General features: G+C 55.2%; 14 protein-coding genes. 9 read left to right on the top strand and 5 right to left on the bottom strand.

Annotated features, from left to right (window positions below):
* Nucleotides 1–23 precede the first annotated feature (23 nt).
* The 3 genes from recQ to ACOOFE_RS24600 form a co-directional block, all read right to left on the bottom strand.
* Nucleotides 24–1,913, bottom strand: coding sequence for a DNA helicase RecQ (gene recQ / locus ACOOFE_RS24610; RefSeq protein WP_420412473.1), 1,890 nt, complete (start codon nucleotides 1,911–1,913; stop codon nucleotides 24–26).
* Nucleotides 1,914–2,011: 98 nt separating this feature from the next.
* The gene (locus ACOOFE_RS24605; protein WP_420412472.1) at nucleotides 2,012–2,905 is read right to left on the bottom strand and encodes a GNAT family N-acetyltransferase; all 894 of its coding nucleotides are present in this window, start codon (nucleotides 2,903–2,905) and stop codon (nucleotides 2,012–2,014) included.
* Nucleotides 2,906–3,020: 115 nt separating this feature from the next.
* Nucleotides 3,021–3,398 (bottom strand): MAPEG family protein, encoded by a 378-nt coding sequence (locus tag ACOOFE_RS24600; protein WP_420412471.1) that lies wholly within the window; start codon nucleotides 3,396–3,398, stop codon nucleotides 3,021–3,023.
* A 125-nt stretch (nucleotides 3,399–3,523) separates the two neighbouring features.
* On the opposite strand from ACOOFE_RS24600, the gene ACOOFE_RS24595 reads away from it, so the two are divergent.
* From ACOOFE_RS24595 to ACOOFE_RS24580, 4 genes are all read left to right on the top strand, one after another.
* Entirely contained in the window at nucleotides 3,524–3,886 is a 363-nt protein-coding gene (locus ACOOFE_RS24595) for a carboxymuconolactone decarboxylase family protein (RefSeq protein ID WP_420412470.1), read from the top strand.
* 149 nt (nucleotides 3,887–4,035) lie between these two features.
* Nucleotides 4,036–4,476, top strand: coding sequence for a low molecular weight phosphatase family protein (locus ACOOFE_RS24590; protein ID WP_420412469.1), 441 nt, complete (start codon nucleotides 4,036–4,038; stop codon nucleotides 4,474–4,476).
* A gap of 278 nt (nucleotides 4,477–4,754) precedes the next feature.
* Complete coding sequence (locus ACOOFE_RS24585; protein WP_420412468.1) at nucleotides 4,755–5,288, top strand: protease inhibitor Inh/omp19 family protein; 534 nt, start codon at nucleotides 4,755–4,757, stop codon at nucleotides 5,286–5,288.
* A 73-nt stretch (nucleotides 5,289–5,361) separates the two neighbouring features.
* Nucleotides 5,362–6,147: a DUF7662 domain-containing protein gene (locus ACOOFE_RS24580; RefSeq protein ID WP_420412467.1), complete on the top strand. Its 786-nt coding sequence runs from the start codon at nucleotides 5,362–5,364 to the stop codon at nucleotides 6,145–6,147.
* 196 nt (nucleotides 6,148–6,343) lie between these two features.
* Here ACOOFE_RS24580 and ACOOFE_RS24575 read toward each other — a convergent pair whose 3' ends face one another.
* Nucleotides 6,344–8,371 (bottom strand): putative bifunctional diguanylate cyclase/phosphodiesterase, encoded by a 2,028-nt coding sequence (locus ACOOFE_RS24575; protein ID WP_420412466.1) that lies wholly within the window; start codon nucleotides 8,369–8,371, stop codon nucleotides 6,344–6,346.
* Nucleotides 8,368–9,363: an ABC transporter substrate-binding protein gene (locus ACOOFE_RS24570; protein WP_420412465.1), complete on the bottom strand. Its 996-nt coding sequence runs from the start codon at nucleotides 9,361–9,363 to the stop codon at nucleotides 8,368–8,370. The genes ACOOFE_RS24575 and ACOOFE_RS24570 overlap by 4 nt, the downstream gene beginning before the upstream one ends.
* 349 nt (nucleotides 9,364–9,712) lie before the next feature.
* Between ACOOFE_RS24570 and zapE the strand changes: the two genes are divergently transcribed.
* From zapE to ACOOFE_RS24545, 5 genes are all read left to right on the top strand, one after another.
* On the top strand, nucleotides 9,713–10,894 hold the full coding sequence (gene zapE / locus ACOOFE_RS24565) for a cell division protein ZapE (RefSeq protein ID WP_420412464.1): 1,182 nt from the start codon (nucleotides 9,713–9,715) through the stop codon (nucleotides 10,892–10,894).
* A gap of 173 nt (nucleotides 10,895–11,067) precedes the next feature.
* Complete coding sequence (gene mdh, locus ACOOFE_RS24560) at nucleotides 11,068–12,030, top strand: malate dehydrogenase (RefSeq protein WP_420412463.1); 963 nt, start codon at nucleotides 11,068–11,070, stop codon at nucleotides 12,028–12,030.
* Nucleotides 12,031–12,098: 68 nt separating this feature from the next.
* Nucleotides 12,099–13,298 carry an ADP-forming succinate--CoA ligase subunit beta gene (sucC, locus tag ACOOFE_RS24555; protein WP_420412462.1) on the top strand — a complete coding sequence of 400 codons (1,200 nt, stop codon included), beginning with the start codon at nucleotides 12,099–12,101 and terminating at the stop codon, nucleotides 13,296–13,298.
* Nucleotides 13,299–14,207 (top strand): succinate--CoA ligase subunit alpha, encoded by a 909-nt coding sequence (sucD, locus tag ACOOFE_RS24550; RefSeq protein WP_420412461.1) that lies wholly within the window; start codon nucleotides 13,299–13,301, stop codon nucleotides 14,205–14,207.
* Nucleotides 14,208–14,426: 219 nt separating this feature from the next.
* Nucleotides 14,427–17,414, top strand: coding sequence for a 2-oxoglutarate dehydrogenase E1 component (locus ACOOFE_RS24545; protein WP_420412460.1), 2,988 nt, complete (start codon nucleotides 14,427–14,429; stop codon nucleotides 17,412–17,414).
* Nucleotides 17,415–17,433 lie beyond the last annotated feature (19 nt).

Below are 17,433 nucleotides of genomic sequence, written 5' to 3'. Positions count from 1 at the left end.
GGGCCCAGTTTTCGGCTGCTGCTCTAGACACCGGCTTCAAAGGCCTCAACAAGATCAAGGACGGCGTCGCCGTATTTCTCAAGTTTTGACTGACCTATGCCGGAAACGGCCAGGAGCGCGTCCGGGGTTACTGGGCGGGCGGCGGCGATACCGGCAAGCGTTGCATCTGGAAAGACAACATAGGGTGGGACGTTCTGGTCCCGGGCGATCTGAGTCCGCAAGCGGCGCAATCGGTCGAACAGCAGCCGGTCTTCCTGGTCGAGTTCGTCGGCAAGGGAAGCCGCGCGAGACGTCCGTGTGTTTTTTAGCCCGGCAGCGTTGCGGTCCTTGCGCAGATCGATTGTTTCTTCGCCGCGCAAAACCGGCCTTGCCTTTTCGGTCAGCACAAGCGCGCCGTATTGCGCATGGTCAACGTCGATAAAACCGGCGGCCACCAGCTGGCGGGCCGTTGATTGCCAGGTTTTCTGCGACTGATCCTGGCCAATGCCAAAGACGGATAGGCCGTCATGGCCAAACCGGGCTGTTTTTTCGCTCGACTTTCCAAGCAGGACATCGATGACATGGCCGGTACCGAACCGCTGGCCAGTGCGATAAATCGCCGACATCAGTTTTTGGGCAACTTCGGTGCCATCCCAGGTTTCCACCGGGGAGAGACACGTGTCGCAATTGCCGCAAGGCTTCGGATAAGTCTCGCCGAAATGGGCCAGGAGCGCTTGGCGGCGGCATCCTGCCGTTTCGCAAATACCCAAAAGCGCATTCAGCTTGGCGTTTTCCGCCCGTTTGACCTCATCGGGCGCATCACCTTCAGCAATCATGCGCCGGCGCTGCACCAGGTCGGCCATGCCGTAAGCCATGAAGGCCTCTGAGGGCGCACCATCCCGTCCAGCACGACCGGTTTCCTGATAATAGGCTTCGACGGAAGAGGGCAGATCGAGATGCGCCACATACCGCACATCCGGTTTGTCGATCCCCATGCCGAATGCGACGGTCGCGACAAGGCACAGGTCTTCTTCCAGCAAAAAAGCATCCTGATTTGCTGCGCGTTGCTCGGCCGGAAGTCCTGCGTGATAAGGCAGCGCACGAATCCCTTTGGAACACAACCACTCGGCAATGTCCTCAACCTTGGCGCGGGAGAGGCAATAGACGATGCCGCATTCGCCTTTATGTTTCTTCAGAAAATCGAGAAGCTGCTGGCGCTGGTTGGTACGCTCGACAATTTCGTAGCGGATGTTCGGCCGGTCGAAGCTGGTAGAAAAAACCTCCGCGTCATCCAGTTTCAGCCGGGCCTGGATGTCCTGTTGTGTGTGCGCATCGGCCGTAGCCGTCAGAGCTACCCTTGGAACACCTGGATAGCGTTCAGCAAGAGCGGACAGGCTGAGATACTCTGGGCGGAAATCGTGCCCCCATTGGCTGACGCAGTGGGCCTCATCAATCGCAAAGAGCGCAATTTCCAGCGTATCCAGAAGCCGCCGGAAGTTTTCGTTGCTGAGGCGTTCTGGCGTCACATAGAGCAGATCGAGTTCGCCGCGTTGCAGCTGTGCTCTCAGGTCCGCCTGCTCCTCTGGGCTGAGTGTGGAATTGAATGCGGCTGCCTTAACCCCGGCGGCCGTTAGCGCGCCCACCTGGTCCTTCATCAAGGCGATCAGCGGCGAAACAACAATACCGATGCCGCGTCGGCACAGGGCAGGAATCTGGTAGCAAAGCGATTTTCCTGCGCCGGTCGGGAACAGCACAACTGCATCGTGGCCATCGACCAGGGTTTGGATGACTGCCTGCTGTTTGCCGCGGAATTCGCTGAAGCCGAAGATTTTCTGAAGCACAGCCAAAGGCTTGGCCTCGCCGGTGACCGGCGGTGCTGTTGAAACTTGAATCGGAGGAATTTCCTCTGCGGCCTGCGCAGGTGAAGCGGACATGTGCGATTGTTTCTCCTGAACTCAGCGCACAATGTCTTATTCGCAGTCTTTGGGCAATTGCACGGCCTGTGGATGACTGTGCTTTGCGGCGCTTTTATTTAAAATTCCGCATCCGGATCGCTCGCCAGCGTCTCAGCACAGTGGACCCGCATCTGGTCGGTCAGTTCACTCAGGTCGCCCGCAAGCCGGTCCGGCCGGATCGGTTTGCCGAAATGCACACGGAACTCGGCATTCTTTTTGTTGAGCAGTTCGTTGAACACGGTCATGTCCCGCAGCTCAGTGGAAACGCGGGCAAGAAAATAAAATAGGCCGGAATTCCGTCCGCCCATGTGCATCGGAATGATCGGGGCCTTGTTTTTGCGGGCAAGAGCCAAGGCGGACGTCATCCACGGGCGTTCGGTCAATTTGCCCTGGTGCCAATACGCCAGCCGGCCGGATGGAAACAGCACTACGACCCGTTCTTGAGAAAAGGCCGAAGACGCGAGTTTTAGCGTTTCTTTCGACTTCTCCCGGCTTTTGAAATCGGCGCGCCATTCAACGGGGATGATCATATCGGCAAGCTGTGGATTGATGCGGATGGCATCGCGGTTTGCGAAGATCGCCAGGTCTGAACGGCGTTCTTTGATGGCGTCGAACAATACGACACCATCGGCAATGCCTGTTGGGTGGTTGGAAACAAGAACGACGGGCCCGTCCGTCGGCACGCGCTCCAGGCCAAGGGTGTTTACTCTGAGTTCTAGCAGATTGCTCAAATGGCGGAACACATCGAGTGCGCTCATCTGGTCAATGGTGTTGGCCATGTCCACGGCAGAGCGGTACCGCAATATTTTGAGTGCAAAGGGCCGGATGAAAGGCCACCAAGGGCTGGCCATGACCTTCTTGCCGCGCTCGGCAATAAGAACATCCACGATGTGTTCATCGGCCGGAGGGCGGGAAGCCACCGAATCATTGCGAGTGGGCAGTGTTGTGGTCGTCTGGTCTGTCGTCCGCACTCTATACCCCTGACGGTTGCGCTGCTCGATCCACACGAGCATCGTTAACCAATGCTGGCCCGCCATGCAAATGTTACGGGTAAAACAAAGTTTTAAAATTCCTCGCTGTTGCCGATTAGCTCCATAGCGGACTGGTGAAAATTCCGACGCAGCTCAGGAAGGCGGCGCCCCAGGCGATCGACCGTGGCGTGGCACGATTGGTCCAATAACAAAAAACGTAGATAAGCCGCAGAAGGATAAAAAGCACAGCCAATTGGTCGATCCAGTGCGGCGCACCGCCCTGACCGATGGCGATGATTATTGAAACAGCAAACAGCGGAAAGGCTTCAAATCCATTGGCCTGGGCTGCTTGTGCCCGTCTCCGAAACCCCTCGCGCCAGTAGTTGGGATCGCGTGGGTTGGAATTGTCAAACTCCTTACTGAGCTTGGCAGGGTAGGCCGACAGAATGGGAAGGATCGCCGCAACAAGAATGCACCAGATGGAAATGGGCATGAACGCCTCCAAATATGTGTGTCCGTACCGTAGGTCATTGGCACGCAAATTGAGTGATATCAACGCCAACCGCCGTGCAGCGGTCTTAAGTGATTGCCTAATTTACCGGCAATCAGGAGACAAAAATGTCCGTCAGCGATTGGCAAGCGTTTATTTCCCAGACCGACAAGAGAATGGCGGATCTGAGAACGGGAATACCGGGTGTAACCAAAGGCTTTCATGAGGTTGCCAGATCCGCGATCAAACCGGGGGTGCTCGATTCAAAAACTAAGGAGCTGATTGCATTGGCTATCGGCATTGCAGCCCGATGCGATGGCTGCCTGGCTTATCACTCCAAGGCCGCTGCCAAATACGGTGCGAGCCGGGAGGAAATTATGGAGACCATTGGTGTTGCGGTCTATATGGGCGGTGGTCCCTCCATGATCTACGGTGCCGAAGCTTTGGCGGCCTATGATACCTTCTCCGAAAAGCGCCAGGAGGAAACGTAACCAGCTTGGATGTGTTTTGGGGCGGCTTAGACCAGGTGGTGCTGAAAGCTGGGCAAAACCTAGAGGTGTCACAATAGAGTCCAGACCATTGGATATGGGATGCGCGACGTCGGGGAAACCCCGGCACGATGTCGCTAGAGGATGGCCCCGTGGCAAAAACCACTGTGTTGTTTGTATGTCCCGATAACAGTTTGCTTGGTCCAATGGCCGAGGCATGTCTCAATGCAAGGAGCGGCGGGCTAATTCGGGCGTTTTCTGCAGGCCTTCAGCCTGCCGCTCAGATCAGCAAACATGCAACCCGCCTGTTAACAGCCCATGGTATCAGCGCAAAGGGTTTGGCCCCCAAACCGCTTGATGTATTCCTTATGCCGCATGCGGAGGTGCCGGACCGCATCATCTACCTTTCCGATATGAAAGCGATTTGCCAGCCACCAGCTTGGAAAGGAACCACATCCAGCCATTGGTGGAGTGTTGCGGAAAGTGGTGCACCGAAAGACGATTTCTCTGCGTGTTCTGAATATCTGCGGCGCATCTGCTTGGCGATCGACGGTCTGATAGATCCATCTGTTCCGTTTGAGGCTCGAGCGTGAACTGTGGAAGGCTCTAACTGGCCACGCGTTTTGCCTGCTGGCTTTGGTTGTACAGTTCTTTTTATCGCCAGCCTCACTACGCGTATCTCACACTGTGAGCCATTAAATGTAACAGGTGAAAAGCCTGCAGGTTTTCGCTGATGGCCTCAGACCTATCCACCGGGAATAAGCTCGCCTAACGGAAATTTGTAGAGTTTCTGTGCTGCCTTTGGATTTTCGACAAATTGTAGGCTAAGAGTGGCGGCACAGTGGGGACGCCATCAAGGGACTGATTCGGTATGAAACGTGCGGCAAAAATGGGCTTGGTTGTAGGACTGGTAATACTGGCTGCCGGTTGTCAACGGCTATCCAGCGGTCCGAAATATGCTGAGCCGCTTCCTGCGACGCCAACCACTCCGGTTGATTCTGGTGCGTTGCAGCCACTGGATCCCAATGCCCCCGGCGCAGGAACCACTGTTGCTGCCATAGATGGTGATGGCGCCGGAACGAACGGTGCCGCTGGTACTCTCACGGCACCGGCCAATGCACAACAAGTGGGCCGGACAGACCTGTTGGGCGGCTGGAAACTGGCTTCTGGCGCTGATAATTGTATGGCATTCATGACTTTGACGACCTGGTCTGGCGGCTATAGAGCAAATACCAGAGGTTGTAACGAGCCGGTCCTATCGGGAATCTCAGCCTGGGATTTAAACGGCAACCAAGTGGTCTTGAAAGACGGAAGCGGGCAGACCGTTGCGCAGCTTTATTCCAGTGAATCCGGGCGTTTCGACGGCCAGACAGCGACCGGGGCGCCGGTTTCTCTTTACCGTTAACAACCCTCGGTATTTTATCTAGACAGCGCTCGTAAAACGTGTATATTTGCGTAGTCAACTAAGGACTGTGCAAATGTCAAAATATGAACCTCTGCGAGAACATCTCGCTCGGATGGATGATGTTGTCTGGGCAGCGAAGCTGGATGAAGTCGAAAGCATTATCGGGTCGAACTTACCCCGCAGTGCCCGCGAGCACCGTACCTGGTGGGCAAATTCGGGCGGTAGCCTCGTCCATCAAAATTCCTGGCTTGATGCCGGCTGGCGGGTTGAGCGCACAGACCTCAATCGAGATGTAATTGTTTTCCGCCGCTTGCGGATTGGCGGCACATCTATTGCAAACCAAAGCCAACGATCAAGCCGGGCAGACCGCAATCCGCAAAAGGCGGCCGAGAAGCGGCTTGGCCGGGAAATGGTGTCTTTACGGCAACCAGCAACTGTTACCCTTCGCGCGGAGTGGACAACGCTTGGTGATGTGCAGAAAACACCCTGTTCGCATTCGACAATTCCGGCAGAGGCAGGTGTTCTCCGGTTTGCCGCCATGGATGGCGACGACGTGAAGACGGTGATGGTCGCAACTCATTCTGTGCAGCAATTGTACCGGGCCCTACGTATGGAAATGAAGGGCATGGAAGTCGGCGCAGAAAGCCGCTCTGGCCATCTCTTGATCAAGAAATCCGGTTTTGATCCAGATAAACCAATCGAATGTGATGTGGTAAAACCCGGAAACGCCTGGCTTTTAACCGATGGCCGTGGCCGGAAAGCAAACCTAGATGACAAGACTGAATGTCACTTGGTCGCGCAGCTGCTCTATGTGCAAGAGCTTCAATCCGGACGGAAATCAAAGCTTCTACAGCTTTGACGGACCATGCTCATCAGTCTGTGTTCCTCCATCGACCGATGAGGCCCCCTCTCCGGCATTAGCCGGAGAGGTTTTTTGCATGTAATGTCAAAGTTGAAAGCTCTTGCGGCAGAGCCAAAGATGGTTTCAGCTAACACAGCGCCTTTGGGTCTGGGCTGTGTGGACGGACTGGAGCGGCATGCGAGGCAAGTTGCCATTATTGCAAATAAAGGGTCGCCGGCCGGCTCGACCGCATGCCAGATGGGGCTTGCATGTCGCTCCATGGTAGGGATTCGGAGGGGACTGGCTTACCGGTGAAGTATCCCTGCATTGTGAAGCAACCGCGGCTCTGCAGGTATTCCAGTTGGTGTTCCGTCTCAACACCTTCGGCAATCAAACCAATATGGTAGCCATTGCCGAGCGCCATGATGGCTTCAAGAACGGGTGACTCATAGTCGGGACCGTCTACATTGTTGATAAAACTCTTGTCGATCTTAAGCTCATCTACAGGCAGATCCTGAATGTAACTGAGGCAGGAAAAACCTGTGCCGAAATCGTCAATTGCGATTTTGATCCCCATCTGGCGCAGGAGGTCGAGGGTGAACTTCGTGTCCTGGGAATAGTTCAAGAACGTTCCCTCTGTAATCTCAAAACAGAAATAATCGGCGCTCACGTGATTGTTTTTGCATAGGCCTTCGATTTTCTTGCACAAATTCCCCATGCGTAAGTAATTCGCATCCAGGTTGATCGATATCACCGGCACCGTCCGGCCCATGGCCCGCCAGTCCGCACATTGGCGGAAAACGCGGGTGAGCACATAATCGTTGATCATGTGCATGAGGCTGTTTTTTTCAGCGAAGGGTAAAAAAGCAGCTGGGTTTAAGGTGCCGCGTTCGGGGTGGGACCAGCGCAGCAAAGCTTCCAGGCCGATAACCCGGTTGGTACGCGTATCAACTTTCGGCTGAAAGGCGAGATAAAATTGTTCGCTGGTCAGCCCTTCTTTTATTTCCCGTTCTAGACTGAGATTCTGCTCCATCGAGGTGGTCAAATCCTCAGAGTAATAAGCTTTTTTGCCCTTTCCTTGAGCCTTCGCCCGGTAGAGCGCAGCATCAGCATTGCGCATCAGCAAGGAGGGGTCTCCGCCGTCCTTGGGGCCGAGGGCTATTCCAATGCTCAGGTGGACCAACAGCGAGTGTCCGGCAATTTCGAAGGGCTGTTCGACAGCCGTTAAAATTTTTTCGGCGACACTTGCAGTCTGAGCTTCCGCTCTAATTGGGTCTAACCCTTCAAGAACTATGGCGAACTCATCGCCGCCGAGGCGTGCGAGGCAATCTGTCCCCCGCACCACCCGAGACAGCCGGTTGGCCAGTACTTTTAACAATTCATCGCCCGCCGGATGACCGAGTGTGTCATTGATCAATTTGAAATCATCCAGGTCCAGCATCAAAATCGCGATATGGCGATTGTTCTCCTCCAGTTGATTGGTCGACAAGTTCAGCCGGCGCGAAAAAAACAAACGGTTCGGTAAACGGGTCAGGTGATCGTGGGTCGCGTCGACCTCGAGCTGATGCCACGATTCTTTCAAGGACATCAGCAGCCAGGAGAGTTCGGTGACGGCCAGCCTGCTGCCCGTTTGCAGCTGAGCGACTTGATTGGCGCGGATATGTTTTGCGGACTGAATGATCGGCCGGAACAAGACCTTGTGAAAGAGTACATGGCTCCCAGTGAGGACTGCCATTAGAATCACACAAAGAATGCCGGTCAACGTCATGAAAAACAGGGTTCTGTTGGCCTGCTGTTCATAAAGAATGCGCGAAAGCTTGCCATTTTCTTCCAGGATCAAACTGAGATGCATCATCGACTGAACATGCAAGTGGTCGAGATATTCTTCTGAATGATTGGTTTTGACGGCCTGATTGTAGCTCTCGATGCCGCTGAGGGCATTGGCAAAGCGGTTCTGCAGCTGTTGCCACTTGTCTAGAGGAATGCTGTCGCTTCGTTCCTGCAAAGCCGGAACGATTTTGCTGATCAGCTGCTGCCGGTAGATGAGCGGCATGGAAGGAGAGAGTCCAAGTGATGTGCTTGTCCTGCCAATGGTTTCGCTGATTTCCTGGAGGATACTGCGGTCTTGGTTGTAGGTCCAATAGACTGTTACCATTAGGTAAAGTGTGACAGTCAGGCAAATGAAACTGGTTGCAACAAGTACGAAGACGGTTCGGCCTATTGTGGTTGCTGAGAGGGTCATTGCAGTAGCATCACACTTTCCGGTGTGATCTTTTTGAGCGGCTCGGCATCCATATAAACGCTAAAATCTGGAATGGTTTGGTTGACATACCCCTTTCTGATGGCCCAGTCGCCTTGCCGTGTGAGGTTAATTAGTAGGGACTCCGTTAGGCCAAGGTGGTAGGTCGCTCTCGTATAAAACCTTAAAAGCTCTTCCGGACTGGCATCCACATATTGGCTCTGAACCAAGGCGATCGTCATTGGATCTTCGATCATCAGATTTTGAGCGCGCAACAGTACACGGAGAAATCCTTCAATAATTTCAGGATTGTCCGCGATGAACTGTGGTTGAGCCACAGTCAGCCAGCTCGTGGTGAAAAACTGATCGCCGTTGTAGATTTTTGCAGGTGTTCGGGCCTTCTGGGCCAGCTCTTGCTCATAGGGGATCCAGACAATGGCAGCGTCAAATTGGTCTTTGCCCACATTTTGCGGAATTTCAGGCGTGCGCATATTCACGATTTCGACCGTGTCTGGATCCAGATGGTGCGCGATTGCCATTTGATGCCAGAAGAATTCGGATGCAGTTCCTTGTTGAAGGGCAATGCGGTTGCCCTTTAGGGATTTAACATCCTGGATTTTCCGGGAATCGAGCACAACCAGATTGCTCATCCGCGTAGAGCGCATAATACTGCCGAATATTCTGAAATTCGGGTCCAAGCCACTCCGGCCCATGGCGGTATAGACAATCGGTGTCGGTGCTACCGTTCCAATATCCAGATCGCCTTTTAGAACTTGCCGCAAATTGATCGCACCTGCGGAGTTTTGAACCAACTCGACATCCAGCCCTTCTTCGGCAAACCAGCCTTGATGCCACGCGTAAATTGTTGTGGCGTCACCGACGACGGATGCGACGCCGAGGCGAATTTTTTTAAGACCTGCGTCTTGGGCCAACGCGGATAGCGGCAAAAACGATAAGATTAAAAGAACCGGGATCCCGCAAAGCAAATCGCGCAAGAGAAATCTTGCAGATCGGGATATAAAAAAATTCGAGTAGTCGGTGCACCGGCGGAAGAGACTAGGCATTATAACCACTCCGTGCATGCTAGTGAAGCATATATCATAAGGTGTATTGCGGATGGGTTTCAACACTGCAAAAAATGCGGAGGTTGCTAGAGGTTTTTGGGGAAAATGAAATTCAAAATATTCATCAAAAACAGCAGTTTATATTGAACCTACCAGCCAGTAGTCACGAGGTCGCCAGACGGCAGGGCATATGATGTTCGCCTTTTGGTGGCTTGCATCAACGGCCGATTGACTTTATTTCGCCGGGCAATAGGTTCCGTCTAATTCTCCATGACCAGTCATGAATGGAGCGCTGCCCTTGAAGCTGGAATTGCCGGTCAACCGCGCCTTGGGCGCCCGTTATGATGCACTTGTCGCATCCGGCGAGATTTCTGAAGACCCTGTTCAGCGCGAAGCCGTCCGGCATCTTGATGTGCTCAACACACGTTTGGGTGAGACCCGTCTGGCGTCCAAAAAGAGTTCTTTGGGTTGGTTGTTTGCCAAAAAGAAGAACCAGCTGTGGGCCTCGGTTGAGGGGCTTTACATGTGGGGCGGCGTTGGCCGTGGGAAAACCATGTTGATGGACCTCTTTTATGAGGTCACGGTCATCCAGCGCAAACGCCGCGTTCACTTCCATGAGTTCATGGCGGATGTACATGAGCGTATTCACGCACACCGGCAAGCGCACAAACGCGGTGAAGTGAAGGGTGATGATCCTATCCCGCCAGTGGCGGCTCAAATTGCCGAAGAAACCCGGCTCCTTCTGTTCGATGAGTTTTCCGTTACCGACATTGCCGATGCGATGATCCTTGGACGGCTCTTTACCCAATTGTTTGAGCTTGGTGTGATCGTGGTCGCCACCTCGAATGTCGATCCAGATCTTCTCTATAAGGACGGTTTGAACCGGCAGTTGTTTGAACCCTTTATCGGCCTTCTAAAATCCAAAGTCAGTGTGCTGCATCTGGATTCGCCAACGGATTACCGTCTGGAAAAACTGGCAGGTGCACCGATTTATCTGACGCCGCTCGGCGATGATGCAAACGCACAAATGGACCGTCTTTGGCAGAAGCTGACGCATGGTATGAAACCGCATGCCGAGGAGCTGGAAAACAAGGGCCGGAAAATCCCGATCCGCTGTACGGCCGCAGGCGCGGCGCGCTTTACGTTTACGGAACTTTGCATGCAGCCACTTGGCGCAAGTGATTATCTGCGCATTGCCCATGCCTATGGCACGGTGTTCCTTGAAGACGTTCCCGTGATGTCGAAAGCCCGGCGCAATGAAGCCAAGCGATTTATCACGCTCATCGACACGTTGTACGACAACGGTATCAAACTGATCATCTCCGCTGAGGCCGAACCGACCGACCTTTATGTTGCCGCAGACGGGACGGAAGCGTTTGAATTTGACCGCACGGCGTCGCGTTTGATCGAAATGCGTTCTGAAGCCTATCTGGCGGGTGATCGGCGCGAGGCGCACGCATAGGTACGCATTCCCTATAGGTTAGGAATGTGTGCGGGAAGAAATGAAAAAATTTGATTTCGCCAGCGCAATATTCTTTTGGCGAGGTTGCGCAGGCGAAGCAAAGGGAGTAGTGCCATCGTCAGTCATCGGCGGATGGCATAGAGTTCCATCTTACGTAAAGGGAAACTTTCGATATGGCGCGGAACAAGATTGCCTTGATCGGCTCAGGTCAGATTGGCGGCACACTCGCTCATCTAGCAGGTTTGAAGGAACTGGGAGACATCGTCCTCTTCGACATCAGCGAAGGGATGCCACAAGGCAAGGCACTTGATCTTGCAGAATCGTCCCCGGTCGACGGATTTGATGCCAAACTCGCTGGCGCAAACAGCTACGAAGCGATCGAAGGCTCTGACGTTGTCATCGTCACCGCCGGCGTTCCGCGCAAACCGGGCATGAGCCGCGACGATCTTCTGGAAATCAACCTGAAGGTCATGGAGCAGGTCGGTGCAGGCATTGCCAAATACGCACCGAACGCTTTTGTCATCTGCATCACTAACCCGCTCGACGCCATGGTCTGGGCGCTGCAGAAGTTTTCTGGTCTGCCGAAGAACAAAGTCGTCGGTATGGCTGGCGTTCTCGACAGTGCGCGCTTCCGCTACTTCCTGGCAGACGAATTCAATGTTTCCGTTGAAGACGTCACCGCGTTCGTTCTGGGCGGCCATGGCGACACCATGGTGCCGCTGACACGCTACTCCACCGTTGCCGGTATCCCTCTGCCGGATCTGGTCAAGATGGGCTGGTGCACAGCCGAGCGTCTGGAAGAAATCGTTCAGCGCACCCGTGATGGCGGCGCGGAGATCGTTGGCCTCCTGAAAACCGGTTCTGCCTTCTACGCACCGGCGGCTTCCGCGATCCAGATGGCTGAAAGCTACCTGAAAGACAAAAAACGCGTCCTGCCGTGTGCGGCAGCACTCGACGGTCAGTACGGCCTGAAAGACACCTACGTCGGGGTTCCGGTCGTGATTGGTTCCGAAGGTGTCGAGCGCATCATCGAGATCGACCTGCAAGGCGACGAAAAAGCTGGCTTTGAAAAGTCGGTCGCGTCCGTCGATGGTCTGGTTGACGCCTGCAAGAAGATCCAGCCGGCGCTGGCTTAATAAGTGCCTGCCAAAAGTTTTAGCGGCCGCCCTGTGTTGGGGCGGTCCTCCGACAACGGGGGAAACACATGAACATTCATGAATACCAGGCCAAGGCCGTGCTGAAGGAATTCGGTGCTCCAGTGGCCGAGGGCGTTGCGATCTTTTCTGCCGATGAAGCAGAAGCCGCCGCCAAAAGCCTGCCGGGCCCGCTTTGGGTTGTGAAATCGCAGATCCACGCTGGTGGCCGCGGCAAGGGCAAGTTCAAAGAACTTAATGCCGACGCCAAGGGTGGTGTCCGCCTCGCCTTCTCTCTGGACGAAGTCAAAGCGCATGCGGCAGAAATGCTCGGCAACACGCTGGTGACCGCCCAGACCGGTGACGCAGGCAAAGTCGTCAATCGTCTCTACATTGAAGACGGTGCCGACATCGAGCGCGAGCTTTACCTCTCGATCCTGGTAGACCGCACCGTTGGCCGTCCGGCATTTGTTGTCTCGACTGAAGGCGGCATGGACATTGAAGCTGTCGCCGAAGAGACACCGGAAAAAATCATCACGCTGCCGATCGATCCGGACACTGGCGTAACCGAAGCGGACGCTGCCAAGCTGTGCGACGCTCTGGAGCTGACCGGTGCGGCACGTGAAGATGGCTTCAAGCTGTTCCCGATCCTCCACAAAGCCTTCGTTGAAAAAGACATGGCGCTTCTGGAAGTGAACCCGCTGATCGTCATGAAAGACGGCCACCTGCGTGTCCTCGATGCCAAAGTGTCCTTTGACGGCAACGCCCTGTTCCGCCACGACGACATCATGGCTCTGCGTGATGAGACCGAAGAAGACGCCAAGGAAATCGAAGCGTCCAAATACGATCTCGCTTACGTTGCGCTGGATGGCGACATCGGCTGCATGGTCAATGGCGCCGGCCTTGCCATGGCAACCATGGACATCATCAAGCTCTACGGTGCTGAACCAGCCAACTTCCTCGACGTTGGTGGCGGTGCGACCAAGGAGAAGGTGACGGCTGCGTTCAAGATCATCACCTCTGATCCGAACGTCAAAGGCATCCTGGTCAACATTTTCGGCGGCATCATGCGCTGCGACATCATCGCAGAAGGCGTTCTGGCCGCTGTGACCGAAGTTGGTCTGAAGGTTCCGCTTGTTGTGCGCCTCGAAGGTACCAACGTTGAGCTCGGCAAGAAGATCATTTCCGACAGCGGAATGAATGTGATCGCCGCTGACGATCTCGACGACGCCGCCCAGAAAATCGTGAAAGCCGTTAAGGGGGGCGCGTAAATGTCGATCCTCGTCAATAAAGACACGAAAGTCATCGTTCAGGGCCTGACCGGTAAAACCGGCACCTTCCACACGGAACAGGCACTGGAATATTACGGCACCAAGATGGTCGCTGGTGTGCACCCGAAAAAAGGCGGCGAGAGCTGGTCTTCCGGTCTGGAAAGCGCTGCTGAGCTGCCGATTTTTGCCACTGTTGGTGAAGCCAAGGAAGCAACCGGCGCAGACGCCTCCGTGATCTACGTCCCGCCGGCAGGCGCGGGCGCAGCGATCATCGAAGCGATCGATGCGGAAGTCCCGTTCATCGTCTGCATCACCGAGGGCATCCCGGTGGCCGACATGGTCAAGGTCAAGCGCCGGTTGGAAAAATCCAACTCCCGTCTGCTTGGACCGAACTGCCCGGGCATCCTGACCCCTGAAGAGTGCAAGATCGGCATCATGCCGGGCTCCATCTTCAAGAAGGGCTCCGTTGGTGTGGTTTCCCGTTCCGGCACGCTGACCTACGAAGCTGTGTTCCAGACATCCAACGCTGGTCTCGGCCAGACAACGGCTGTCGGCATCGGCGGTGACCCGGTCAAGGGCACTGAGTTCATCGACGTGTTGGAAATGTTCCTGGCCGATGATGAAACAGAATCCATCATCATGATCGGTGAAATCGGCGGGTCTGCTGAAGAAGAAGCCGCTCAGTTCATCAAGGACGAAGCCAAGAAGGGTCGCTCCAAGCCGATGGCTGGTTTCATTGCTGGCCGCACAGCCCCTCCGGGCCGCACCATGGGTCACGCGGGCGCTGTGATTTCCGGCGGCAAAGGCGGCGCGGAAGACAAGATTGCAGCCATGGAAGCAGCTGGCATCAAAGTGTCACCGTCCCCGGCGAAGCTCGGCGAAACACTTCTCGAAGTGTTGAAGGGCTAATTCTTGCAAAAAAACTGCAGCAGGTAGCGGAAACTGTTTACGTTTCCTGCTGCATGGTCCAAAGGATAGGTTACGGCGCGGCAACGTGCCGCAATCTGGGGCTTTGCTCCAACTTTTCGAGGGACCGGTGATGTGCGCCGGTCTTTGTAGGGAACCGGCCGCGGGCCAGTTTTTGGCCCGCCAAAGAATAAGGGCGGAGAAGCCCTCCGCTGAGTGAACATGGCACGGCAGGAAGCGAACAACGTATTCGCACTGACGTCGTTGCTTTACGGCGCCAACGCAGCCTATATCGAAGACCTCTACGCAAGCTACAAGACTGATCCCCATTCGGTTGATCCGGAGTGGCAAGATTTCTTCGCGGCTTTCCAGGATGAAAAAGAAGCGGTCCTAAAAGAAGCCCGCGGCGCGCCCTGGAAGCGCAAGGATTGGCCGGTTGAGGCCAGCGGCGATCTCGTCAATGCCTTTGACGGCAATTGGGCGCCGATTGAGAAAAAGCTTGAAGACAAGCTAAAGAAAAAAGCGGAAACAAAAGGTGCGCCGATATCGGACGCCGAGGTTCATCAGGCGACACGCGATTCTGTCCGCGCCCTGATGATGATCCGCGCGTATCGCATGCGTGGTCACCTTCACGCAGATCTCGACCCGCTGGGGCTGGCCGGCAAGGGCGATCATGAAGAATTGCACCCGTCGTCCTATGGCTTCGTCGAAGCTGATTGGGACCGCAAGATCTTCATCGATCATGTTCTCGGACTGGAATACGCCACCATCCGTGAGATGTTGGATATCCTGAAGCGGACCTATTGCTCGACGCTCGGCGTTGAATTCATGCACATCTCCGACCCGGCGGCAAAAGCCTGGCTTCAGGAGCGCATCGAAGGTCCGGACAAGCAGGTTGCCTTTACCTCTGAAGGTAAGAAAGCAATCCTCAACAAGCTGGTTGAGGCTGAAGGCTTCGAAAAATTCCTTGATGTGAAATACACCGGCACCAAGCGCTTCGGCCTGGATGGCGGTGAAGCCTTGATCCCGGCGCTTGAACAGATCATCAAGCGCGGCGGCCAGATGGGCCTTAAGGACATCGTGCTTGGCATGGCCCACCGAGGCCGCTTGAACGTGCTGACCCAGGTGATGGGCAAACCACATCGCGCTGTCTTCCACGAATTCAAGGGCGGGTCTTACGCGCCGGACGATGTTGAAGGCTCCGGTGACGTGAAATATCACCTTGGTGCATCCTCCGACCGCTCCTTTGACGGCAACGACGTCCACCTATCGCTGACGGCGAACCCGTCGCATCTGGAAATCGTCAATCCAGTCGTCCTCGGCAAGGCGCGCGCCAAGCAGGACCAACTTGCTGCTGCTGATAACGGCACATTTATCACGACGACCGAAGTTGACCGCACCACTGTGCTGCCGCTGCTTCTGCATGGCGATGCAGCTTTTGCTGGTCAGGGTGTTGTCGCTGAGTGTTTCGGCCTGTCCGCACTGCGCGGCCACCGGACCGGCGGTTCGATCCATGTGATCATCAACAACCAGATCGGCTTCACCACCAACCCGCGTTTCTCGCGGTCCTCGCCCTATCCGTCGGATATGGCAAAGGTGATCGAATCTCCAATCTTCCACGTCAATGCGGATGATCCGGAAGCCGTCACTTTTGCCGCAAAGATCGCGATCGAATACCGCCAGACGTTCGGCCGTCCGGTGGTCATTGACATGATCTGCTACCGCCGCTTTGGCCACAACGAAGGTGACGAGCCGGCATTCACCCAGCCGATCATGTACCGCAAGATCCGCAAGCATCAGACCACTTTGCAGCTCTATTCCGACCGGCTGATCAATGAAGGTGTGATGAAGCAGGAAGACGTCGACCGGATGAAGGCCGATTGGCGCAAACATCTGGATACGGAGTTTGATTCCGGCCAGGCGTTTAAGCCGAACAAGGCTGATTGGCTTGACGGCAAATGGGCTGGTTTGAAACGCGCGGATGACGAAGAAGATCCGCGCCGTGGGGAAACCGGCTTGCCGCTTGATGAGCTGAAAGAACTCGGGCGGGGGCTCACTCGGATCCCGGACGACTTCAATGCGCACCGCACGATTGCGCGTTTCATGAACAACCGTGAACGCATGATCGAAACTGGGGAAGGCATTGACTGGGCGACTGCCGAGGCTCTTGCCTTTGGTTCGCTTTTGAAGGAAGGCCATCCGGTGCGCCTCTCCGGTCAGGACTGTGAGCGTGGCACGTTCTCCCAGCGCCACTCTGTGCTCTACGATCAGGAAAATGAAAGCCGCTACATTCCGCTGAACCACGTGGACGAAAACCAGCAGCGCTATGAGGTCATCAACTCGATGCTCTCAGAAGAAGCGGTGCTTGGTTTTGAGTATGGCTATTCGCTGGCCGAGCCGACGGCCCTAACCATGTGGGAAGCCCAATTCGGTGATTTTGCCAACGGGGCGCAGGTCCTGTTCGACCAGTTCATTTCCTCCGGTGAGCGGAAATGGTTACGCATGTCTGGTCTGGTCTGTCTTCTGCCGCATGGCTATGAAGGTCAGGGACCCGAACACTCGTCTGCCCGCCTGGAGCGGTATCTTCAGCTCTGTGCGGAAGACAACATGCAGGTCGCGAACTGTTCGACTCCGGCCAACTACTTCCACATCCTGCGCCGTCAGTTGCGCCGCGATATTCGTAAGCCACTCATTCTGATGACGCCGAAATCGCTCTTGCGTCACAAGAAGGCAGTGTCGAAGATCGAGGAACTCGGCCCGGACAGCACGTTCCACCGTCTGCTGTGGGATGATGCGGAATCTAATCCGGCGGCTGAAACAAAGCTGGTTTCCGACGACAAGATTAAGCGCGTCGTCATGTGCTCCGGCAAGGTCTACTATGACCTTTACGAAGAGCGCGAGAAGCGCGGCCTCAACGACATCTACCTGATGCGTGTTGAGCAGCTGTACCCATTCCCGAAAAAGGCTCTGATGATGGAGCTGGCCCGTTTCCCGCATGCGGAGATGGTCTGGTGCCAGGAAGAGCCGAAGAACATGGGCAGCTGGTTCTTTGTCGAACCGTATATTGAGTGGGTCCTGGGACAGATCGACGCCAAGCACAAGCGTCCGCGCTACGCCGGACGGGCTGCCATGGCATCGACTGCAACAGGCTTGATGTCTGCGCATTTGGCTCAGATGCAGGCGTTCCTCGAAGAGGCACTCGGAAACTGATCACGGAAGGGGGCAGGGG

Source organism: Roseibium sp. (assembly GCF_965216085.1).
Classification (GTDB): domain Bacteria; phylum Pseudomonadota; class Alphaproteobacteria; order Rhizobiales; family Stappiaceae; genus Roseibium.
This window is presented reverse-complemented; position numbering and strand designations above follow the sequence as displayed.